This is a genomic window from Thermoplasmata archaeon, assembly GCA_035632695.1.
Classification (GTDB): Archaea; Thermoplasmatota; Thermoplasmata; order RBG-16-68-12; family RBG-16-68-12; genus RBG-16-68-12.
In genome coordinates, this window is the sequence record DASQGG010000132.1 from 1 (window position 1) to 22,083 (window position 22,083).

17 protein-coding genes are annotated in these 22,083 nt (G+C 68.4%); 6 read left to right on the plus strand and 11 right to left on the minus strand.

Annotated features, from left to right (window positions below; genetic code table 11):
* The 3 genes from VEY12_08510 to VEY12_08520 form a co-directional block, all read left to right on the plus strand.
* A partial coding sequence (locus VEY12_08510; GenBank protein HYM40165.1) for a hypothetical protein occupies nucleotides 1-1,070 on the plus strand: 1,070 nt, incomplete at its 5' end.
* A gap of 109 nt (nucleotides 1,071-1,179) precedes the next feature.
* Nucleotides 1,180-1,476 (plus strand): tetratricopeptide repeat protein, encoded by a 297-nt coding sequence (locus tag VEY12_08515; GenBank protein ID HYM40166.1) that lies wholly within the window; start codon nucleotides 1,180-1,182, stop codon nucleotides 1,474-1,476.
* Nucleotides 1,473-2,018: a Rab family GTPase gene (locus VEY12_08520; GenBank protein ID HYM40167.1), complete on the plus strand. Its 546-nt coding sequence runs from the start codon at nucleotides 1,473-1,475 to the stop codon at nucleotides 2,016-2,018. The genes VEY12_08515 and VEY12_08520 overlap by 4 nt, the downstream gene beginning before the upstream one ends.
* 3 nt (nucleotides 2,019-2,021) lie before the next feature.
* On the opposite strand, the gene VEY12_08525 is transcribed toward VEY12_08520, so the two are convergent.
* Entirely contained in the window at nucleotides 2,022-3,299 is a 1,278-nt protein-coding gene (locus VEY12_08525; GenBank protein ID HYM40168.1) for a serine hydroxymethyltransferase, read from the minus strand.
* A 68-nt stretch (nucleotides 3,300-3,367) separates the two neighbouring features.
* Nucleotides 3,368-4,564 carry a methionine adenosyltransferase gene (locus VEY12_08530; GenBank protein HYM40169.1) on the minus strand — a complete coding sequence of 399 codons (1,197 nt, stop codon included), beginning with the start codon at nucleotides 4,562-4,564 and terminating at the stop codon, nucleotides 3,368-3,370.
* A 203-nt stretch (nucleotides 4,565-4,767) separates the two neighbouring features.
* Here VEY12_08530 and VEY12_08535 point away from each other — a divergent pair, with 203 nt between their 5' ends.
* Both VEY12_08535 and VEY12_08540 read left to right on the plus strand, forming a co-directional pair.
* The gene (locus tag VEY12_08535; protein ID HYM40170.1) at nucleotides 4,768-5,328 is read left to right on the plus strand and encodes a CBS domain-containing protein; all 561 of its coding nucleotides are present in this window, start codon (nucleotides 4,768-4,770) and stop codon (nucleotides 5,326-5,328) included.
* 107 nt (nucleotides 5,329-5,435) lie between these two features.
* Complete coding sequence (locus VEY12_08540) at nucleotides 5,436-5,672, plus strand: hypothetical protein (protein ID HYM40171.1); 237 nt, start codon at nucleotides 5,436-5,438, stop codon at nucleotides 5,670-5,672.
* On the opposite strand, the gene rnz is transcribed toward VEY12_08540, so the two are convergent.
* Nucleotides 5,669-6,577, minus strand: a complete 909-nt coding sequence (rnz, locus tag VEY12_08545; protein HYM40172.1) for a ribonuclease Z — start codon at nucleotides 6,575-6,577, stop codon at nucleotides 5,669-5,671. The genes VEY12_08540 and rnz overlap by 4 nt on opposite strands.
* Before the next feature lie 97 nt (nucleotides 6,578-6,674).
* Between rnz and hutH the strand changes: the two genes are divergently transcribed.
* Complete coding sequence (hutH, locus tag VEY12_08550; GenBank protein ID HYM40173.1) at nucleotides 6,675-8,198, plus strand: histidine ammonia-lyase; 1,524 nt, start codon at nucleotides 6,675-6,677, stop codon at nucleotides 8,196-8,198.
* Here the strand turns inward: hutH and VEY12_08555 are convergent, their stop codons facing one another.
* The 8 genes from VEY12_08555 to VEY12_08590 form a co-directional block, all read right to left on the minus strand.
* Nucleotides 8,199-12,680: a hypothetical protein gene (locus tag VEY12_08555; protein ID HYM40174.1), complete on the minus strand. Its 4,482-nt coding sequence runs from the start codon at nucleotides 12,678-12,680 to the stop codon at nucleotides 8,199-8,201. It lies immediately after the preceding gene.
* A gap of 87 nt (nucleotides 12,681-12,767) precedes the next feature.
* The gene (locus tag VEY12_08560; GenBank protein HYM40175.1) at nucleotides 12,768-13,394 is read right to left on the minus strand and encodes an SMC-Scp complex subunit ScpB; all 627 of its coding nucleotides are present in this window, start codon (nucleotides 13,392-13,394) and stop codon (nucleotides 12,768-12,770) included.
* Nucleotides 13,391-14,326: a segregation/condensation protein A gene (locus VEY12_08565; GenBank protein HYM40176.1), complete on the minus strand. Its 936-nt coding sequence runs from the start codon at nucleotides 14,324-14,326 to the stop codon at nucleotides 13,391-13,393. Before VEY12_08565 ends, VEY12_08560 begins: the two co-directional genes overlap by 4 nt.
* Entirely contained in the window at nucleotides 14,323-17,910 is a 3,588-nt protein-coding gene (gene smc / locus VEY12_08570; GenBank protein ID HYM40177.1) for a chromosome segregation protein SMC, read from the minus strand. Before smc ends, VEY12_08565 begins: the two co-directional genes overlap by 4 nt.
* Nucleotides 17,911-18,102: 192 nt before the next feature.
* Nucleotides 18,103-19,086 carry a glycosyltransferase family 4 protein gene (locus VEY12_08575; protein ID HYM40178.1) on the minus strand — a complete coding sequence of 328 codons (984 nt, stop codon included), beginning with the start codon at nucleotides 19,084-19,086 and terminating at the stop codon, nucleotides 18,103-18,105.
* A gap of 103 nt (nucleotides 19,087-19,189) precedes the next feature.
* Complete coding sequence (locus VEY12_08580; GenBank protein ID HYM40179.1) at nucleotides 19,190-19,756, minus strand: methyltransferase domain-containing protein; 567 nt, start codon at nucleotides 19,754-19,756, stop codon at nucleotides 19,190-19,192.
* A gap of 90 nt (nucleotides 19,757-19,846) precedes the next feature.
* On the minus strand, nucleotides 19,847-20,845 hold the full coding sequence (locus VEY12_08585; protein HYM40180.1) for a glycosyltransferase family 1 protein: 999 nt from the start codon (nucleotides 20,843-20,845) through the stop codon (nucleotides 19,847-19,849).
* A 130-nt stretch (nucleotides 20,846-20,975) separates the two neighbouring features.
* On the minus strand, nucleotides 20,976-22,070 hold the full coding sequence (locus VEY12_08590) for a glycosyltransferase family 4 protein (GenBank protein HYM40181.1): 1,095 nt from the start codon (nucleotides 22,068-22,070) through the stop codon (nucleotides 20,976-20,978).
* Nucleotides 22,071-22,083 lie beyond the last annotated feature (13 nt).

A 22,083-nucleotide genomic window follows, 5' to 3' on the forward strand; every position in this document is an offset into this window, starting at 1 on the left:
AGCGCGACGGCCTCCGGTCCGGGACGTACCTGTGGGGAATCCCCGCCCACGCGCCGACCAACGCGACCGTGGGCCGCTACCAGGTGGTCTCCGCGAGCGCCGCCTCGACGACGGGGTTCGGCATCTCGGAGGCAGGGGCGAACGCGAGCGTGTGGATCGCGGGCTCCATCGTCCGGATTGTCTCCATCGACTCCGTGCCCTCCGAATCGGCGCGCGGCGGGGACATCGTGAAGTACTGGATCAACGCGACCAACGAGGCCACGGGGAACCTGCCCCAGGACGCGAACGGGACGGGGACCGCCTTCCATGTGGCGGTGGCCATCGAGCTCGACTTTGGGCTCCAACCCGGACGGGGGCTCGTGAACCTCACGACGACGTTCCCGAGCCTGCCGCCGGGCGCCCAGCTCAGCGTGAACCTGGACGCGATCGTCGCGAGCAACCTCACCGCGGGCACAGCAGTCGGGATCCGCGTGGTGCTCACGTACGAGGACTTCAACGGTCACGCGCTCGGCCCCATCAAGGCGCAGTCGTCCCCCCTATACGTGGTCCAGACGAGCGCCCTCTCTGCGCCGAACCTGATCGCGGGCGCGGCGATCGGCCTCGGCGCGATCCTTGCCACCCTCGTCGTGCTCCTCTACCTGGGGCAGCGGAAGATCGTGATCGACGAGGTCTTCCTGATGACGAAGAGCGGCCTGCTCATCCGCCACGTCAGCCGGACGCCCGAGCTCCAGAAGGACGACGATATCGTGGCCTCAATGTTCGTCGCGATCCAAGAGTTCGTGCGGGACTCGTTCCAGCGCGAGGCCTCCCTGGACGCTGTGAGCTTCGGACGCCGACGCGCGGCCGTCGTGCGCGGTGAGCTCACCATCCTTGCCGCCGTCGCGTCCCACGGGGACGTGGAGTACCTGATCCCCGAGATGCTCGCCGCGGTCCGGGCCATCGAGGTCCGCTACTGGGACGCGCTCGTGGCGTGGGACGGCAGCCTGCGACGCCTCGAAGGCGTCGACGAGGCCCTCGTCCGCCTCCTGGGCGGGGCGTTCCGTTCGCCCTGGAGGGTGCAGCTCGCATGACGCGGGCGGCGCGGCCTGGGCCGCCGCCGTCGAGCGACGTCCAAGAAGATTTAACTAGCATCCGTGGGTTGCGCGGGCCGACCCGGGGGGGCGAGTGAGTACGCCGGCGTTGCGCGAAGGTGACGGCGAGACGCGGCAGCCGCCCATGGTGCGGCCCCCGACCGCGGTCCTCGTCCACGATGCGCTCGAGAAGGACAAGGACGACGTGGACGCGCTGTTCGTGCTCGCGGCGCTGCGTGTCCAGGCGGGCCGGCCCGACGAGGGCCTCTCGATCCTGGACCGCGTCCTCGTGATCGACCCCGACTACCCCGGGGCGTGGTTCTTCAAGGAGAAGGTGCACCGGATGTGCGGGGAGACGGACCAGGCCGATTCCGCGCGACGGCACGGCGAGGCGATCGAGGAATGACGCCCGCCTCCGACGTGATGAAGCTCAAGGTGTGCATGGCCGGAGAGGCCATGGTGGGCAAAACCTCCCTGATCCGCCGCTACGTGCTGGACGAATACGAGGACCGGTACACGGCGACCCTGGGGACGAAGATCACGAAGCGGAACCTCGCCGCGAAGGATCCGAGGACCGGCGAGCCCCTGGACATCAACCTGATCCTGTGGGACATCATGGGGACCCCGACCCTGCGCGACCTCCTCAAGGAGGCGTACTACCACGGCGCGCACGGCATCCTCGGTGTGGCGGACATCACCCGGAAGGAGACCCTCCGCGAGCTCGACGCGTGGTCGCGTTCCATCCAGACCGTCGCGGGCAGCGTGCCCACGTACGTGGTCGTGAACAAGGCAGACCTCGAGGGGGACGGGCGGCTCGATCCGGAGACGATCGACGCCTACTGCAAGGCCCGCCGCTGGGGTTGGTCCCTCACGAGCGCGAAGACCGGGGCCGGGGTCGAGGACGCGTTCGATCGCCTCGTGGACCTCGTCCTCAGGTCCCGACCGTGAGCCTCAGACCATCCGCCACCGCCGGTGCGCCTCCGCGTTCGGCGTGAAGCAGAAATGAACCGTGTTGAACTCCGTGCGCAGCGCCGCCACGTCCGCGGCGACCTTCGCGGAGTCCTCCTTCTTCACGGCGACCCGGGCGAAGAGCGCGGCGACCTCCCGCATCTGGGGCTCCTTCATCCCGAGCCGGGTGAGCTCCTGGGTGCCCAGGCGGATGCCCGACGGCTTCACGGGCGACGTGTCCCACGGGAGGAGGTTCTTGTTCGAGATCATGTTCGCCTTCTCCAGGTCCAGGGCGACCTTGGCGCCGCCTCCCTGCGCGGCCACGTCCAAGGCGAGCGCGTGGCTCTCCGTGAATCCCGCCTTCTCGGCGAGGACCTTGATCCCGTTCTCGTGGAGCGCCTGGCCCAAGGCTTGGGAGTTCCGTACGATCTGGTCCGCGTACGCTCGCTGGAACTCGAGGGCCTCGGCGAGCGTGACGCCCAACGCGGCCATCGCGTGGAGGTGGTGGTTCGAGAGCACCCCGGGGAACACGGCGCGCTGGAGCCGCCGGATGAACTTCTCGTCCGCGGAGTCGGAGAGCATGATGCCGTGCTGGGGGCCGGGCAGGGTCTTGTGCGTGGAGCCCGTGAGGACGTCGGCGCCCTCGTGGAGCGGGTCTTGGAACTTGCCGCCGGCGATGAGCCCCAGGACGTGCGCCCCGTCGTACCAGACGCGGCACTCCGCCTCCTGGAAGGCGTCCGCCAGGTCCCGGAGCGGCGTGGGGAACAGGAAGACGCTCTGCCCGAACGCGGCGACCGTGGGCTTGACGAGCTTGATCAGCTTCGCGGTGCCGTCCACGTCGAGGTTCATCCGTTCCACGTCGAACGGATAGTTGATCGTGTTCACGCCGCGCATCCCCGCGGCCCCGAACTTCGCCGAGGAGATGTGCGCCCCGTTCGCCAGGGCGACCGAGGTCATGATGTCGCCGGGCTGCAGGAGGGCGAAGTACACGGCCATGTTCGCGGTGGTGCCGCTGATGAGCCGCGGGTCCGCGTGGCGGCACCGGAAGAGCTTCTTCGCCAGGTCCGTGACCCGGATCTCGACCTCGTCCGTGTAGAGGTTGCCCTGGTAGTACCGCTCGTGGGGTAGCCCTTCCGCGTAGCGGTCGCCGAAGTCGGAGAGGAGGAGCTCGCGGGCGAGGGGCGAAATCACGTTCTCCGACGCGATCATCGGGAGGCACTTCGCGAACCAGGCGCTGTGCTTGTCGATCTGGTCGTAGATGAAGGCGACGTCCTCGTTCATGGCCCCAACCCGGATAGGAACCGGGCGCTCGCGATATATAGGTTGGGCAATGACGGAGGGCGGCGCGCTCAGAAGCAGCGCGTCTTGCCCGCGACGATCCGGTCCGTGAGCCGGTAGATCTTCGAGAGCTCCTCGTCGATGATGGCTTCCGCCTCCTTCTTGCACGCGGACAGCTTCGTCCCCTTCTCGGGGATGATCTGGGCCGTGGCCGCCTGGGGCTCGTCGATGGGCTTGCCGATCTGGGAGACGATCCGGACCCAGACCTCCTTGACCTTGCCCGGGTTCTCCTTGACGATGCGGTCCGCGATGTCGAACGAGAGGAGGTTGTAGAGCTTGCCCACATGGGTCACGGGGTTCTTGCCCGCCGCCGCCTCCATGGACATGGGACGGTACGGGGTGATGAGGCCGCTCACGCGGTTCCCGCGGCCCACGCTGCCGTCGTCGCCGTTCTCCCAGGAGAGGCCCGTGACCGTGAGGTAGAAGATGCCCGCGTCGTAGTTGTCGCCCGTGTTGATGTCCACGGTGACCTCGCGGTCCGTGTGCTTCACCGCGTTGTCCAAGACGCGCTCCCTGAGCTCCTGGACCACGTTCTTGTAGTGGTCCTTGTCGGGGATGTACCGGTCGACCATGGCCGCGGCGATCGTGAGGCGGACCCGGTCCCCCTTGCGGACGCCCATGACCTTGATGTCCTGGCCGACCTCCTTGAGGTCCTTCTTCAGGGGCCCGTTGATGAGCTCCTCGGTCTTCAGGACGAGGGTCTCCGTCTCCGAGAACGGCGCGAAGCCGACCCCGAAGGACGTGTCGTTCGCGAGCTGCTTCTGCGTGTCGTACAGCCCGCGGAGGTCCACGGATCCCTGGCCGATCTTGCAGTCGATGATCACGTCCGCGTCCACGTTCAGGTTCGTGCACGTCTTCCGGATCTGGTCCCGGGCCGCTTCGACGGCCACCGTCCGGTAGGGGAGGCGTTCGCTGTTCACCATGGTCGTCGCGCGGCCCACGAGGATCACGTTCGCGGGCTCGAGGACGATGCCGCCGCCGAACTTGGGGGCGCTCTGGCCGCCGACGATCTCTCCCTGATCCGTGTTGTGGTGCAGGATCCGGCCGAAGCGCTCGAGGTACATCTTGCAGAGAGCGCGGGAGACCGCCTCGGCGATCCCGTCCATCATGCTGTCAGGGTGGCCGACGCCCTTGCGTTCGATGATCTCGGTTCCCTGTTCCTCGATCGGCGTGTGCACGAGTTCCTCGACGGTGATGTTCCGCGGCACGGGAGGCCTCCTCGAAGTGAGGGCGCGGAGCGAGTCGCGGGATATATGGCTTTTGTTGTCGCGCACGCGACCGCGGCCGAGGAATAACGGCGGAGGCATAACTATTCCTCGATAGGAATAGGCGACCCTCCGATTCGAATGAACATCCTGTCGCAGGGGACATTCCAACAGGAATATGTAGGGCGGCGGCGGTGCGCGGGGGGATGCTGCCCGACCTCGAGGAGATCCCGCGCCTTCGGAAGGCGCTCGGGCTCACGCAGACCGCGCTGGCCCGCCTGTCGAGCGTGAGCCAGTCCACGATCGTGAAGATCGAGAAGAAGCAGATGAACCCGTCCTACGACGTCGCCCGACGCGTGTACAACGCCCTGCAGGCCGAGCTCAAGAAGCAGGAGAAAAAGGCGCTCGTCGACCAGGTCCTGACGCGCAAGGTGCAGTACCTCGAGGCCAAGCTGCCCCTGGAGACCGCGGTGGACGAGATGCGGCGCTGGAAGTTCTCCCAGATGCCCGTGATGAACAACGGCCATCCCGTGGGATCGATCTCGGACAAGGTGATCAACAACCTGATCCTGTCCGGGAAGGACCCGAAGGACCTCGCCCGGATCCGCGTCGAGGAGGTCATGGAGCCCGCGTTCCCCCAGGTGGACTCCAAGGCGCCCGTCGAGCTCGCCGCGGGCCTCCTGCGGCACTACAACGCGGTCCTCGTGACGAACAAGGGGGAGGTCACGGGCATCGTGACCAAGTCGGACCTGATGAAGCTCCTGTGAGAGGACTCGGGACCGCGGAGGCGGAAGGTGCGGTCGAGCGTGGATGTTATCGTTATTCAACGATAACTTGAAGCCTGCGCGACCCATACCCCCTCCGTGGTGTCTCCGTGATGCTGGGATGCGGATACTGCGAGAAGACGATCCACGGCCGGCCGTACCTCTACTTCTGGCACTACGAGTCCCGCGGTGGGCGTCGCGAGCAAGTGGAGGCGTACGTCGGGCCCGCCCGCAGCGCGCGCGCCCGACAGGAGGTCGAGCGCCTCGTGGCCGCCTACGTCGCGCGCGCCCAGGCCGAGCTGCGGGGGTTCGTGCGGGCGACCCGCGCCGCGATGGCCGGTGCCTAGTCCGGGTAGGGCACGTCGATCTCCGCGAAGTCCTCGGCGAGCTGCACGCGGTCGAAGACCGCCTTCGCGTCCCTCAGCAGGACCGTCGGGTCCTCGTAGCGCGGGCTCAGGTGGGTCAGGACCAGGAGACCTACCCCCGCGTCCTTGGCCACCTGGGCGGCCTGGCGGGAGGACGAGTGGCCGTACCGGTTCGCCTTCTCCTCGAGGGCCGCGTCCGAGGTCGCGTCATGGATCAGGACGTCGGCCCCGCGGGCCATGGTCACGAGGGCCTCGTGGGGCATGGAGTCTCCCGTGTACACGATCTTGCGGCCGCGCCGCGGCGGCCCCAGAACCTGCTCGGGGCGGACCGTCTTCCCGCCGACGGTCACGGTCTCGCCCTCCTGAAGCCGGCTGTACAGGGGGCCCGGCGGGATGCCGAGCGCCTGCGCGCGCTCCAGGTCGAAGCGGCCGGGGCGCTCCGTCTCCTCGAGGGCGTAGCTCAGCCCGGGCACCGTGTGCACCGCCTCGAACGCGGTGACGGCGTACTCGCCGCACTCCACGCGATCGCCCGGGGAGAGGTCGCGGGCCTTCACCGGGTATCCCGCCTTGAAGTGGCCCAGGGACATGAGCTCAAGGACGAGCGCCTCGCAGCCCGCGGGCCCGAACACCTCGAGGGGCGCCTCGCGGCCGAAGAAGTTCATGCTCTGGATGAGGCCGGGCAGGCCGAGGAAGTGGTCGCCGTGGAAATGGGTCAGGAAAACGCGGGAGACCTGCATGAAGCTCAGCTTGGAGGCCATGAACTGTCGCTGGGTGCCCTCGCCGCAATCGAACAGGACGACCTCGGGGCCGCGCTTGACCGCGATCGCGCTCACGTTCCGCTTGGGCGTGGGCCACGACCCCGACGTGCCGAGGAAGACGATCTCCATGCGCGCGGTCCCCATGGCCCCGCCCGTCTTAACGCCTTTGCCGGCCTCGCGCGCCAAAGCTTTAACGCCGCATGCGGGATGCCCGCGCGGGAACCCCATGCTCTCCGTGGACGGACGCTCCCTGACCGTGGACGACCTCGTGCGCGTGGCGCGCGGCGAGGAGAAGGTCCGGCTCGCGCCGGCAGCGGCCAAGCGCGTGGACGAGGGACGCCGGACCCTCGAGGCGATCCTGGCGCGGGGCACCGTGGCGTACGGGATCAAGACGGGCTTCGGCGAGCTCGAGCACGTGGTCATCTCGGACGCGGACGCGAAGCAGCTCCAGCTCAACCTGATCCGGAGCACGGCGGTCGGCCTCGGGGACCCGCTGCCCACGGAGGTCGTCCGGGGTTCGCTCCTCCTGCGGGCGAACACGCTGGCCAAGGGGCACTCCGGCGTGCGCCGCGCGGTGGTCCACCTCCTCCTGGAGATGCTCAACCGGGGCGTCCATCCTGCGATGCCGTCTCGGGGATCCCTCGGCGCGAGCGGCGACCTCGCACCCCTGGCCCACCTGAGCCTCGTGCTCATCGGCGAAGGGCGCGCGGACGTCCGCGGCGAGATCCTCGGCGGGGCGCGGGCGCTCGAGCGCGCCGGCCTCGAGCCCATCGTCCTCGAGCCCAAGGAAGGGCTCGCCCTAATCAACGGCACCTCCGTGATGACCGCCGTGGGCGCCCTCGCCGTGCACGACGGCCACGGCCTCCTCAAGGACGCCCAGATCGCCGCGTCTGTCTCCTTCGAGGCCCTGCGGGGCTCGCCCGTCCCCTACGACGACCGGTACGTGCGGCTCAAACCGCAACCCGGGGCGCGCGAGGTGGCGGCGAATCTCCGGCGCCTCCTTCGCGACAGCCGGATCGTCGCGTCCCACAAGGGCGCCCATCGGGTCCAGGATCCCTATTCCCTGCGGTGCATCCCCCAGGTCCTAGGCGCGTGCCGGACGGCGGTCGACTTCGCGGAGAGCGCGGTGCGGATCGAGATGAACTCCGCGACGGACAACCCGCTCCTGTTCCCGGAGGAAGCCGAGAGCCTGAGCGGCGGCAACTTCCACGGCCAGGCCGTCGCCATGGCCCTGGACCACCTAAGCCTGGCCATGGCCGTGGTCGCCGGCTTTTCGGAGCGGCGCACGGCCCGCCTCGTCGACGGTCGTCTCAGCGAGCTGCCGCCCTTCCTCACGCGCCGCGGCGGGCTCAACTGCGGCCTCATGGTCGCCCAGTATGTGGCCGCGGGGTACGCGAGCGACAACAAGGTCCTCGCCCATCCCGCCTCCGCCGACTCGATCCCCACCTCGGCGAACCAGGAGGACTACGTCCCCATGGGCATGTCCGCGGCCCTCAAGGCCCGCGCCGCCCTGGAGAACGCGCAGCGCGTCGTCGCGTTGGAGTACCTGGCCGCCGCGCAGGGCCTCGAGTTCCTGGAGCCCTTGAAGGCCGGGAGGGGACCCCGAGCCGCGCGCGACCTGCTCCGCACGAAGGTCGCTCCCCTGGAGGATGACCGCTCCCTGTCCGGCGACGTGGAGCACATCCTCGGGTGGATGCGAACGGGAGCGCTCGTGGCGGCGGCGGAGAAGGCCGCGGGCCGTCTCGCCTGATCACTCCGCAGGGTTCCCGAGCGGTCGGAAGCAGACGGGGCAGCGTCCCACGCGCGACGCGCACAGCTCGTGGAAGTCCCGACCGCACGCGCACTGGAGGACCTTGAACCCCTTCTTGATCGCGCCCTTGCAGATCGGACAGCGGGACTCGAGGTTCGCCACGAGCTTCTGCGGGCGCTCCTGGGGCGTCTCCGCGACGTCGACTTGGGCGATCGTCTCCTGAACGTACTCCTTGTCGTCGAAGACGCGATGGGAGACGAGCTGGAGCGCCAGAGGGACCGAACCCGGCGCGGTCATCTTGAGCTTGAACGTGAGCACCTCGTGCCCGTGGGCGCGCAGGGCGGGGAGTTCGGGGAGGCCCTCGGCCTCCGCGTCCCCAAGAATCCGCACGCGGACGTCCTTCGCGAGCCCCTTCCCGACGTTCTCCAAGGTGAGCTTGGCGTCCGTGGGCTCGTTGAGGTTCGCCGATCCCACCTCGAGGATCCCCTTGAGGCTCGGCGCGAACGCTTCGACCGCGTCCCAGGCCATGCGGTACGCGTCCTCGGCGGCCTTGATCCCCTCCGCGATGTCCCGTCGGCGGAGGTCCATCGACTCCGCGAGCCGCCGCTCCGCGGGATGCATGTCGATGCCGTACTTCTTCCCGTTCCGGATCGTGGTCTCCGCCTTGAAGGTGAGGTCCACGAAGCGCTTCTCGACGATCTTGGCGCTCTCCACGTGCTCCACGGCGCGGCCGACCACGTTGAGGGCGGCCTCGAACTCCCCCTGCGCCGCCTTGTCCCGCGCCTGGCGTAGGAGATCCTCCGCGCTCCGCGAGTCCGAGCCCAGCTTCTTCGCGTGGGCCACGCTCTCCGCGGCGTTCGCGAGGGTCCGGTTCAGGAGGGCGCCGAGCTCCCTCTGCGCGACCTCCCGTCCTTCCCGAATCCGCGCGTTCGCGACCGCGAAATTCTCGGCCTCGATCTGGGTGCGCGCCTCGGACAGCTTGTTCTGGACGGGCGTCGGATCCACCTCGACCTTCCGGCACAGGGCGACGAACTCCTCGGCCTTCGCGAGGGATTCCTTCAGGTGGTCCCGGACGAGCCCGATGCCCCACTCGAGGCTCTGGGAGAACGAGGCGCGGGCCGATTCCACCTCGCCGCTGGCGAGGGCCTCATCCCCTTCGCGGATGAACCGGTCCAGCTTGCCGGCCTCCGCGCCGATCTCCCGCGCCGTCTGGCGCAAGGCCGCGGCGCGGATCCGAACCTCTTGGGCCTCCTCGAACGCGATGCGGAACTCGGCGAGGACGTCGGATGCGCGAATGGCCTGGTCCAGGGTCTTCACGTAGTCCCCTGCCGCCAAGCTCTTCTTGGCCTCCTCCCCGAGCCGTTCCGCGGCCGGGGCGGGCCGGCCGAGGGTGCGGAGCTTCCCCTCGATCGTGGCGACGGCCTGGGAGGCCATGGCCTGCTGGAGCGCGACGCGCTCCGCCTCGGCCTCGCTCTGCAACGCGGCGGCGAGCGCCTGGCGGTACTTCTTCGCGCGGAAGAACTCCCGGGACCGCTCGGACAGCTTCTCCGCGGTCCGGGTGTCCGTGCCTTCCTTGCGTGCGTGGGCGATGGACTCTTCGAATCGCTTCATGGTCGCCGCGATGCCCTGGTCGCGCTCCCGAGCGATCTCCGCCTCGGCCTGGGCCGCGTAGTCCATGGCTTCCTCGAACTGGCCCATCTTGTACGCGCGGTCCGCCCGTCCCAGGAGCTCGAGGGTCCCCGGCACCTCGAGGCTCATGGCTTCCGCGTCCGCCGCGGTCTCCCGGACGCGCCGGATCGTGGCGTCCGCCTCTTCCCCCTGCTTCTTGAGGCGTTCCAGGGTCTCACGGAGGTGGAGGGCGAGGTCGGCGGCCCGCGTCAGGTCGTTCGCCTCGAGGGCCTGGCGTGCCCGGATCACCTCGTCGCCGGCCGTGGCCAGGTTCACCCCTTCCACGGAACCGAGTACGGATTGGGACGTGGTGAGCAGGGCCGTGATCTTCTCGCGGATCAGCGTGACGAACTGCTCGTCCGCGCGCGTGGCCGACGCGAGGGCCGCGTCGTACTCCTTCGCCTTCATGGCCTCCTTGGCTTCCGACGCGAGGTCGCGGAGGTGCGGCGCATCGATTCCGAGCCGCGAGGCGATTTCCATCTTCTCCTTGTTGGACAGGATTCGCTGCGCGGACGCGTAGAGCACGTTGAGCTTCTCCGTGTCCGCCTTCGCCTTGGCGGACAGCTCGATCGCGCGGGCGTAGTCATGACGCTCGAAGGCCTTCTTCGCGTCAACGAGTTCCTCGACGATCTTGACCACGTCCACGTTGTGCTTGCGCGCCTCGGCCACGAAGGCGGCGGCCCCCGACAGGGCTTCCTGGGCCAGGCGGTGTTGGGCCGTGGCCTTGTTCGCGCGGTCGCTCGCCTCCTTCAGGAGCTTGAGCCCCTCCGCGTAGTTCTGGACGCTGAGTCCGATCTGGGCTCGCCGCAGGAAGTCCGTCATCTCGTCGACGTCAATCCGGAGGCCCTGGGCCTGCGTGATGCGCGAGCGGACCGCGGTGGCGAGGTTCTCCACGGTCGTGGCCAGGAGGATCTGCACGCGCTCGCGGGCGGCGACCACGTCCGCGACCTTCCCGGCGGCGAGGTCGGAGTTGAGCTCGCGGAGGAGGGACTCCTCCGCCTGGACCGTCACGCCGAGGTCCGCGCCGAGCTGGACCACGAGCCCGAGGGACTCGAGGATCTGGCTCGCGACGGTCTTCGTCTGGCTCTCCACAAGCCGGCGGCCCTCCTCGAGACCCTTGAACGCCGCCTCGAAATCCCGGGCGTTCATCGAGGTGTCCGCGCGCGCGAGGATCGCCTTGAGCTCTGGCGCTGCCTCCCCGATGTGAGGGAGCGCGTTGCGGAGAATCGCGGTCTGCTCCGCGAAATGCCTCTGGATGGCGGACTCCGCCTTCGCCTCCGCGTCGCCGACGAGGTCGAGGGCGCGCCGGTGCTCGTTCGCCTTCGTCGCGACGATCGCATCCTCGAGCATCTTGGACGCGTCCGCGAGGTCGGCGCCGTTCTGTTCGCCAACCGTGAGGATGAACTCCGCGCGTTCGATCGTGCGCATGACCTGCTCGCGCTCCGACTTCCGGAGCTCGTCGTGCGCCGAGGCCACGGCGGCCTCCAAGGCGCCGAGATCGTGCTTCTGGTACGCGTCCCGGGCCTGCTCCGCGAGGCGCCGCGCGGGCTTCGCGTCGACCCCGCGCGCTTCCGCCTCGGCGAACGCCCGGTGCAACTCCTTGAGGCGCTCCTGGGCGCGGCGGTACTCGGCCACGGTCTTGTCGACCGCCTCGTCCGCCTTCCGCGCCCAGCCGATCGCCTCGCGGAACGCGCTCCGCTGGAGCGCCGCGCGGGCGTTCCCGAGATCGTCGAGCGGCCCCTTGAGGTCGATGCCCAGGTTCACGGCCGCGACGAACTTCTCGCGGGACGCGGCGATGGAGGCGACGACGCGCTGGAACTGCGCGTCCTGGAGCGCCTGGAAACCCTGCTTGGCGAGCTGCGCGCCCGCCCGGTAGTTCCCCGCCTTGAGGGCCTCCTGGGCCTTCGCGAAGTGGTCCTCCGAGGCCCCCGGATCCGCGCCCAGGGCGCGGGCCTCCTGGACGAACTTGCTGAAGTCGGTCAGGCGGCCCTCGAGGCTGCGCTGGAGGGCTTTCTCGGACTCCGCCCGGCTCTGCCGGACCGCGTTGTTCGCCTTCTCGAACTCGAGGTTCGCGGCGTCGGACCGGGCCCGCTCGAGGAAGGTCGTCGCCTTCGTGACGTCGGCTCCCAGCTCCTGCGCGGTCCGGAGGAGGTCTTCCGCTTCGCGCGCCTCCTTGGTTAGCGCGGAGGTCAGGTCCTCCGTGATCATCTCGAGTCCTTCCTTGGTGAACTCGAGGGCCGATGCGTAGTTGTCGCCCTCCATCGCGGTCCGTGCCCGGGACAGGAGGTCCTCCACGGGGACGACGTCCCGACCCAGGTTCTTGGCCGAGAGGATGAGGGCTTGGACCTTGGAGAAACTCGAGGACAGATGCTCGGAGAGGATCTTCTCGCTCCGCTTCCAGGACTTCTTCGCGAGGTCGACGGCGTCGGGGAGGTTCTCGGCGGTCAGTGCGTCCCGGGCCTTGGTCAGCGTGGCCTCCGCCTCGGACACGTCCGCTCCGACGCCCTTCGCGAGGGCCGCGAGGCCCGAACCCGACTCGATGATCGCGGACACGCGCTCGTGGTAGATGCGCTTGCCCCGCTCCGCGGCCTCGGCCGCCTTCTCCCCGCCGAGCTTGTAGTCCTTGGCCCCGATCGCGGCGGTCGCCTCGGCAAGGACCTTCTCCGCCTCGACCACGTTGGCGTCGATCTTCCGGGCGGCCTCGAGGACCTCCTGAGCGGCCTTGAGTCTCTCCTCGGCCGCCTGCCGCGCCCGAGCCGTCTCCTTGAGTCTTTCTTCCAGCTGCCGTTGCATCTGGCTGCCGAATCCGCTCACGGTCCGCTCCGCTCTACCCGGTCAGCGCCCCGGCTCACGCTCCGAGGGCTGTCCATGGAGGCGAGGGCCCCGCGGCTTATAAAGGAATTAGCTCGTGGTTATCGGGGGTGATTCGGCCGGGGGCGCGGGCGCCGTCGTCTCGGGCGCCGAAGGCCCTTCCGGCGGCGTCTCGGGCGCCGCCGCGGCCGCCTCGGTCTCCGCGGGCTTCTCGCGGTAGACGATGCCCGCCCGGTCCGCCATGATCTTGCGGATCCCTTCGCGGTTCGTCGTCTTGAGGCCGAAGAACTCGGCGAAGTAGCGCGTGGTCGTGAGCTCGAGGGAGCGGCCGCTCGGCTTGCGGGAGATCAGCCTGAGGTCCTCGAGGGCCCTCGTGTGCTCGTACACCTTCTCTCCGATCATGTCGAACAGATCGCTCTGGAGGATGGGCTGGTGGTAGGCGATGAGCGCCGCGGTCTTGAGCAGGTCCCGGTCGATCTCGGGCGGCGCGAACGTCCGCGCGCGCTCCGTGTACTCCTGCCGGATCTGCATGGTCCATCGCGTGCCGATCTGCGCGACCTCGAGCGCGCTCTCCCGTTTCTTGTACTCCCGGGCGAGGGCGCGGAGGTGCTCCCTGACGACCCCTTCGTCGAAGCCCGTGACCCGGATGAGGTCCTCGATCGTGAGGGCACGGCCGGCGGAGTACAACGCGGCCTCGACGATGCCCCGGTCGCTCACGCGCCCACCCCCGGCGAGGACGCCCGGACGGCCTCCGGCTTCCCATGAGCCAGGGCGGGGATCGCCAGGAGCTCGTCCGCGGGGATCGTCTCCTCGGTCGACAGCCGCTTCACGAAGATCTCCCCGTGCGGGAACTCCTTCTGCCAGAGCTTCACCTTCTGGAGCTGGGCCAAGAACAGGAGGGCCATGAAGACGGTGACCTCGTCCCAGACGCTCCCGGCCACGAGGGCTCGGAGGGGGATCGGGTCGCCGTTGAACTGGGTCAGGCGCCCCCACGTGAGGCCGATGTCCTCCGTGAGGTCCTCGCCATGGACCTTCTGGTGGAAGTTCGGGGCGAAGCGCTTGATCGCCTGCTCGCGCAGCGCGTTCAGTTGCACCTGGATCTCCGCCTCGCGGCGCGCTTCGTCGAACGCGTCCATGAGCTCCATGAGGGTCACCGCGCGGCGACCTTCCCGGCGAATCGCCTCGTTCAGGGGCATCTTGGCGCCGTCCAGGATGAGCTGGTTGTAGTCCAGGTCCTCGGGGTCCCGGTAGAGGTCGAGGTCCCAGCCGTCGCCGGGGCCTTCCGCCTCGGGAGGCTGGGCGGCCAGGAGGACCTTGTCGCTCTGGAGCTTGAGGATGGACCAGGCCAGGAACACGAGCTTCCCCGCGGTCACGAAGTTCACGACTCCGTCCTTGCGCACCTTGTTCAGGAAGAGCTTCGTGAACTCCATCAGGTCGATCTCCCACGGGTCCATCTGCCGCTCCAGGACGAGCTCGAACGCCGCGACGACGGACTTCTCGAAGGGGTCGCGGACGGCCACGTGCAGCCCCTGGTCGACCTCGCGGAGCATGGACAGGTACCGGTTGATCCGCTCCCCGCCGTCCTGCTCGCTGATCAGGGACTTGTGGAACAGGAGGTGGTTCAGGATCGCCTGGGACGTCTCGCTCATGCGGGCACCTCCGCGGAGGGCTTCTCGTCCTCAATCTCCGCGAGGTTCACGCGCATGATGATCTCGGAGGTCGAGCCGGGCGTCATGGTGACGCCGACGATGTGGTCCGCCTCCTTCAGGGTGACCTTGCGCAGGGAGATCTGGAGGAACTGGGCCGTGGAGGCGTTGTTGCGGATCATCCGGGCCACCTTCTCCGCGTTCACCGCGTCCAAGTTCTGGTCCACCTCGTCGAACAGGTAGAAGGGCGAGGGGTCGAACTCCTGGATCGCGAAGATGAACGCGAGGGAGACGAGGGACTTCTCCCCGCCCGACAGGGCCTCGAGTCGGAGGACCTTCTTGTTCGGCGGTCGCGCCTTCACGATGAGCCCGCCTGTGAAGGGTTCCGCATCGCTCTCGAGGACGAGTTCGGCCTCGCCGCCTTCCGAGATCTCCCCGTAGACCTTCTTGAAGTTCTCGTTGATCGCGACGAAGACCTTGCTCAGGCCCTCCTTCTTCTTCTCCGTGAGTTCCGCGACGAGGTTCATGAGTTCCTGGCGTTGCCCCTCGAGGCGCTTGTGGTCCTCATCGAGCTCCTTGTGCCGGGCCTGCTGCGCGTCGTAGTCCTCGAGGGCCCGGAGGTTGATGTTCCCCAGGGCCCCGATCCCCGTCTCGCACTCGGAGATCGTCTGCTTGAGCGTCTCCAGGGAGGGCAGCTTCTCCTCCTTGATCTCGACGGCCATCTCCTTCATCACGCGGTCCGCCTCGGCGAGCTGGTCCTCCTCGACCTTGAGCTCCGTCTGCATCTTCAGGATGAAGTCGTCCTTCGTCTCGACCTTGTGCGCGAGCTTGTCCAGGTCGCCCTCGAGGTCCGTCTTCTCCCGGTACGCCGCGTCCCGCGCATCCTGGAGGTCCTTCATCTTCTTCCCGAGCTGGGCCTCCATCTTCTCCAGGGCGCGGATCTCGTTCTCGAGCCGTCCCAGGGACTCCTCAAAGGTCTTGATGCGGCCCTCGTGGTCCTTCCGCTGGGTCTCGAGATTCGCGGCCCGGGTCTCCATCTCCGTGCGCCGGTCCCCGAGCACCTGGAGCTGCGTCCCCATGGCGTCGAGCTTGGACGTGTTCTGGCTCAGCTCCTCGGCCAACGCGCTCCGCTTGGCCATGAGCTCCTTCATCCGCGAGGAAATCTGTTGCGGGGTCGAGTCGATGACCGCCTTCTTGCGCTCGTCCCGCTTCGCCTTCAGGGACTCGAGGCCGTGCGTGAACTTCTCGAGATCCTCCGCGATCCGCTTGGCCGTCGTCCCGGCCTCGGCGAACCGCCCTTTGCGGTCCGTGAGGTCCTTCTCGTTCCCGGTCAGCTTCGTGGCGAACTCCTTCCGTTTCGCCTCGAGGGCGCCGAGCTTGACCTCGGCAACGCCCGTCTTGCCGCCGTAATCCTTGAGCTGGCCCTCGAGCTCGAGGATCTCGCGGCGCAGTTCCTCGAGGCGCGTCCCGACCTGCTCCGCCTGGGCTTGGGCCTCCCGGAGCTTCTCGGAGACCTTCTCGAGCTCGTCCGCGGACCGCGGGCCGAACTTGAGGGAGGACTTCTCCGCCTCGCCCCCGATCATCGCGCCGCTCGCCTCGATGAGCTCCCCGCCTAGGGTCACGAGCCGGACGCCGCCCATCCACTTCCGGGCCTCGTCCAGGGTCTGCACGACGAGCGTGTCACCGAACACGTAGAAGAAGGCGTCCCGGTACTTCTCGTCGAACTGGCAGAGGTCGATGGCCATCCCCAGGCACTCCTTGGCCACGAGGATCGCCTTGCCCCTCGGCTTCCCGACGAGCATCTTGTTGAGCGGCAGGAAGGTCGCGCGGCCGACCTTGTTCTTCTTCAGGTAGTCGATGCAGGCCGCCGCGACGCTGTCGTCGTCCACGATGATCGCCTGCATCCGCGAGCCCGCGGCCGTCACGATGGCGGTCTCGTACTTGGGGTCCACGTGCGCGAGCTGGGCTACGGTCCCGTGCACGCCCTTCAGGGTGCCCGTGTCGCGGGCCTCGAGGATGGACGACACCGCGGCCGTGTACCCGCGGCGCATGTTCTCCGCCACGTCGGCTTCCGCCTTGAGCTGCGCGTACTGCCGCGTGAGCGTGAGGATCGCCTGCTGGAGCTCCGTCTGCTCCTTGGACAGCCGGGCCTCCTCGTTCCGCTTCTCGTGGAACTCCTGCTGGAGCTTCTGGAACCCCTTCCCGCTCTCCTTGGAATGGGACTTCAGCTCTTTGAGCTGCCAGTCCGCGTCGTCGAACTCGACCTGGTACCCCTTGCGGGTCTCCTCGAGCTGGGCGATCTCCGACGACAGACGCTCCATGGATTCCTTCGCGCGGTCGCCCTCCAGGACGATGCCCTTGAGCTTCTCCTCGATCTCGTCGATCTGCTTGCTCAGGGCGATGATCTCCTTCTGGATCGTGAGGACCTTCGCGTCGCTCTTGGACGCCTTTTCGTCGACCTCGTGGAGGTCCGCATCCACCATCTTGACGGCCGCGTCGAGTTCGCCGATGCGCTTCTCCACGCTCTCCCGCTCGCGCTCGAGGGCCTCGATCTCCTTGAGGACCTTGGACCGCTCCTTCGCGGCGTCCGCCGCGTCGGACTTGAGCTGCTTCAGCGTCTCCTTGGAGGCTTCGATGCCGTCCGAGGCTCGCGCGCGGTCCACGCGGAGCCCGTCCAGCTTCTCCTTGAGCTGCTTGGCCTCCTCGCCGCCGCGGTCCGCCATCTTCTGCTCGAGCTCGTTCAGGCGGCCCTGGGCTTCCTCGAGCTTCTTCCGGAACTCCTCCTTCTGCGCCAGAAGCTTCTCCCGGTCGCCCTCGTGCTTCGCGATCTGCTCCTTCGTGCCGACGATCTGGCGTTCGATGAGCTCGCGGTTCTTGTACGCGAGCTGGGCCTTCGCCTCCGTGAGGCGCTCGTTCAGCTCCTTGTACTTGAGTGCGCCCTCGCGGTCCACCGCGAGCTGCTGGAGCTGCTTGTCGATCTCCTCCAGGATGATCCGGATCCGCTCGAGGTTCTCCTCGGTCTCCCGCCGCTTCGTCTCGGCCTGCCCGATGTCGTCGTCGAACTTGGTGATCCCCGCGATGTTGTCCAGGATCCGGCGGCGGTCCACGGAGGTCATGGAGCAGATCTTCTGGACGTCCCCCTGCTGGACCATGTTGTATCCCTCCGCGGAGATGCGGGCGTGCGCCAGGAGCTGGTCGAACTCCGCGAGGGAGGACTTCCGGTCGTTGATGTAGAAGTAGGAGTTGTAGCCGCCGTCCACGGAGGGGCTCAGGCCCACGTACCGGGTGAGCTTGACCTCGTCCGCCTCGAGGGGGATCCCGCGGTCCCCGTTGTCGAAGACGAGGCTGACCTGGGTGTACCCGGCGGGGTTCTTCGCCTTGCCCCCGTTCCAGATCAGGTCCGTGAGCTTCCCGGCGCGGATGGCCTTGGAGCTCTTCGGCCCCAGGACGAAGAGGATCGCGTCCGAGATGTTGCTCTTCCCGGAGCCGTTCGGGCCCGTGATCGCGGTGTAGCCCTGGAGGACGGGGACCGTGATCTTGCGGCCAAAGGACTTGAAGTTCTCCATCTCGATTTCTTTCAGAAACAAGGTCCTCACCTGCGCGGGGGAAGGTCAGCGCTGAAGGGCGGCACGACTACCCATCCCATCCTTATCCTTCTGATGTCCGACACAGGTCGGACAGGGACGCGGAAAGTGGTGATGGCTATAAAAGCGTAGCGGGGTCAACGCACGCGCATTGACAAAGGAATCCAGCGGGCCCGGGAGGCCGCGATCCTGGGTCTAGCGGGGGACCAGGGATTCGATGACCTCGGCAAGCGCGCGACGCCGTCGGTCGATGGAGTACTGCGCGACGATTCTCCGGCGGGCCGCCAGCCCGTCTCCGGCCGCATCCGCCTCTCGGATGGCCTGCACGGTCGCATCCACGTCGCCGACGGGCACGAGCCGACCCGTTCCATCGATCAGGGCGGCGATGCCGCCCACATCCGTGCCCACCGGGACGCAGCCGCACGCCATCGCCTCCCCCAGCGCGCTCCCGAACGCCTCGTACCGAGACAGCTGGACGTACACGCGGGCGCGGCGGAACTCCTCCCGGAGTTCCTCGTCGCGGATGCGTCCGAGGATCCTCACGTTCGGCGTCGCCCCGGCGCGGAGCCGTTCCGTGGCCGCGTTGTCGCGGCCGCCGACGAGGACGAATGCAAGGTCGGGGAGCCTCCGGGCCGTCTCGACGAAGACGTCCAGGCCTTTTCGCGACACGTTTACGTCGTTCACGATGGCGACGGTCAGGACGCCGGACCGGGGTCCGGGGCCGGGACTGAACCAGTCCGTGTCGAAACCGAGGGGGACGGTCGTCAAGTCGGGACGGGCGACGCCCGTGTTGCGGACCAGTTCGTCGCGCAGGTGGTCCTCGACGAGCAAGACGCGGTCCGCATGGGCGATCGTGTACGCGGTCCGGCGGCTCATCCCAGGGTCCAGGTGCGCCCCGTATCCCAGATCGGGTCGCTTGGCGGCGTCCAGCCCGCCGACGATCACGACGCACTTCTTCCCCGCTAGCCGGGCGGCACGGCACGCGACGTAGGCGTGGTCCAGGGCGAACCAGCAGAACGCCACGTCGCTTCGGAGGACCGACCAGATAATCCGGGGGATGGCCCGCTTCCCCTTACAGGGCACGTCCCGGACCGCGAACGCGGAACCAAGGATGGCGCGGTCGCGCTGGACGAACGACGCGTCGTCCAGGTAGACCAGGGCGACGCGGATTGGCTTCACGGAAGACCCAGCCCGAGAAGGGACGACCCCGGCACGCCGAGGAGTTCACTAATACCTTTCGAGCCTGGGGCGCGGCGATGCCGCGGTCGCGGGAGCGCACGCCTCACTTCCACGCGAGGGCCGTGATCACGCCGACGCGGCGCTCCCAGGGCGCAACCTTCCACAGGAGGGCTCCCGCCCACACCGAGACTCTCCCGAGGCGAAGCGCGGGATCCCAGAAGGGATGCCAGAAGTTGAGGTCGAAACTCACTCTTTGGAACCCCGCGGAGCGCAGCTCCGCGTCCAGCTGGGGGATCGTGAACAGGTTGATGTGGTCCGGGTCATCCCGCGCCCGGGGATGGTGGGTGCTCGGCGACACGGCGAACAGGAACCCCCCGGGCCGGAGGACCCGGCGGACCTCCCGGAGCACGCGACGCTCCGTGTCCGGCGGCAGGTGCTCGAGCACGTGGTGGGCGAACACGGTGCCGAACGCGTTGTCGCGGAACGGGAACGGTAGGGACAGGTCGGCACGCACGACGGGCAGCTGCCTTCGTGCGCTCCCTAGGGTCCCCTCCTTGGAGAGCTCGAGCCCTACCGCGGGAACGCCGTGGTGGAGACAGCACTCCACGAAGAACCCCAGCCCCGAGCCGATGTCCAGGACCGGGGGCATGGGATGCATGCGGCGGAAGATTCCCTCGAACCACTGCCAATCCCGGGCCGCGTACCGCCAGTAGTCGTACGTCTCATGGCGATAGTCCCGGGTGACGTCGGCTGGGGCCGTTCACCGTCCCCCCCAGTCCTGCCACACCTCGCGGTAGATCCGGAGCGTCTGCTCGGCGCTCTTCTGGGGCGAGAAGTCACGGCTGCGCTGCACGCCGCGTGCCGCGAGCTCGCGCGCGAACGCGGGTTCCTGGAGGATCCGCAGGATGGAGTCGGCCCACTCGTCCTCGGCGTTCGGGCTGATGAGCAGGCCGCCGTTGCCCACGATCTCCGGGATCGCGGTGAGGTTCGAGGCAACCAAGGGACAGCCCGTGGACATGGCCTCCAGGCAGGGCATGGAGAACCCCTCGAGGAAGGAGGGGACCACGGCGAGCGTGGACGTCTGGTAGAGCCGCACGAGCTCCTCCTCGGGGACGTAGTCCCGCCATACGACGTGGTCCTGGATTCCGAGCTCGCGGGCCAAGGCCGAGAGCCGGGGCCGTTCCGGGCCGGGCTTCCCGATCTTCACGAGGGTCGCGGGATGCTCCTTGAGCACCCGAGCGAAGATCCGGAACAGCCCCTCGACGTTCTTTCGCTTCTGCTCCGTGCCCACGTAGAGGAGCTGGTGGGGCTCCCGCGGCACCTCCGCCGGGCGGTAGCTGGGAGGCACCGCGAGGTAGACGACCTCGGGCGGGTGCGGGAGCTTCGCGAACGCCTCGAGCCCAGGAATGAGCTGGCGCGCGCTCACCAGGACCCGGTCGGCGAGCTCGAGGGGCACCATGGTCTTCCGCGGCCCCACGTGGTAGCACGAGATCACGGTCGGGCACCGCGCCCGCCTCCGCAGGAGGAAGTGGTACGCGTTCGTGGGGATATGCGTGATCCGGTCCCGGCGCTCGAGGACGCTCATCTGGAGGCGGCACAGGGCCGGTGCGAGGGAGGGCAGCGGCGCGTAGAAGAGGCGAATCAGGTGCGTCGGAATGTGCAGGCGGATCTCGTCGTAGATCGCCGTGAACCATTTCGCGCGGGGATCGACCTGGCCTGCCCGCACCCAGGTCACGGGGTACTGCGCGCGCAACGGCATTGAACGCGCGGTGAGTTCTCGGGACTACTTAAACGTGTCAAGGGCCTGGGGTCGCACCGCCTCCGCGGAGCCTGACGCGAGAAGTTCGACGGACGAGGATCGCCTGGTCCCACTGTCGTGGGAATGGGCCTCACGCCCCGAGACCCTCGTACAGGGCCACGAGCTTCTGGGACTCCGCCTGCCAGTTGTACGTTCGCCGGGCTGCCTCGAGCCCGTTTCGGCCTAGGCGATCGGCGAGGGAGGGATCGCCCCGCAAACGCTCGATCGCGGACCGGAAGCCCGTGGTCGTGTACGGCACCGCGAGCCCGCAGGATTCCCGGAGCACGAGGTCGGACATGGGAAGCCCCTCGGTCACGATGGCTGGACGGCCCGCGGCCATGGCCTCGAAAATCTTGTTCGGGAACCCCACCTGGTTGATCCGCAGGGCGGGATCGAACATGGACAGGACCGCGTGCGCATCGAGGGTCAGGGGCAACACACGCTCGTTGGGCACCGGCCCAAGGTACGTCGTGTTCGGGTGTTGGGCGCATCGAGCCGCGACCTCCGCCGCGAGGGCTTTCGTGCCCCCGATCACGAGGCGGACGTCGGGCATGGAGCCTACCACGTCGATGGCCGGGAGGATGAACCGGCTCTTGTGGAGCGTCCCGACGTACAGGACCGTGAACGCGGCCGCCGTCGGCGGTCGATACCCCGTCACGAGGAGCTCCTGGCAATTCTGCACGAGCACGGAGTCTCGGCCCGTCACCCCGTCGATGTACCGCTTCACCGCCTCGTTCACCGCGATGACGCGGTCCGCTTGCGGCGCGAGGCGCCGCTCGAGCCGGAACGCCGCGGCGACCACGAACCCCGGCATGTCCTCCTCGATCATGTATCCGAAGACTTCGTGGCAGTCGTACACCAGGGGGCGGCCGGTCTTCCGTTTCAACCGCACCCCGCTGGGAAGGGTGTCGAGGTCATGGCAGTGGACCGCATCGAACGGCTCACGCAGGGCGAGTCGTGCCGCCATGCGCCACCACAACGGGTTGCGGAGGGCATCATGCGCGGCGAGGCGAAGGAGTCCGCGGGTCCGCACGAGGCGGATCCGGATGCCGTCCCACGAGCTCTCGGCCGGCCCACGCCCGGAACGGTCCCACCCGATGAACGCGATCTCGTGTCCGGCGTCGCGGAGGGCACGCGCCTCCTTGAGGACGCGCGTGTCGTGGACCACGTCGTTTGACACGAGCATCAAGATGCGCATA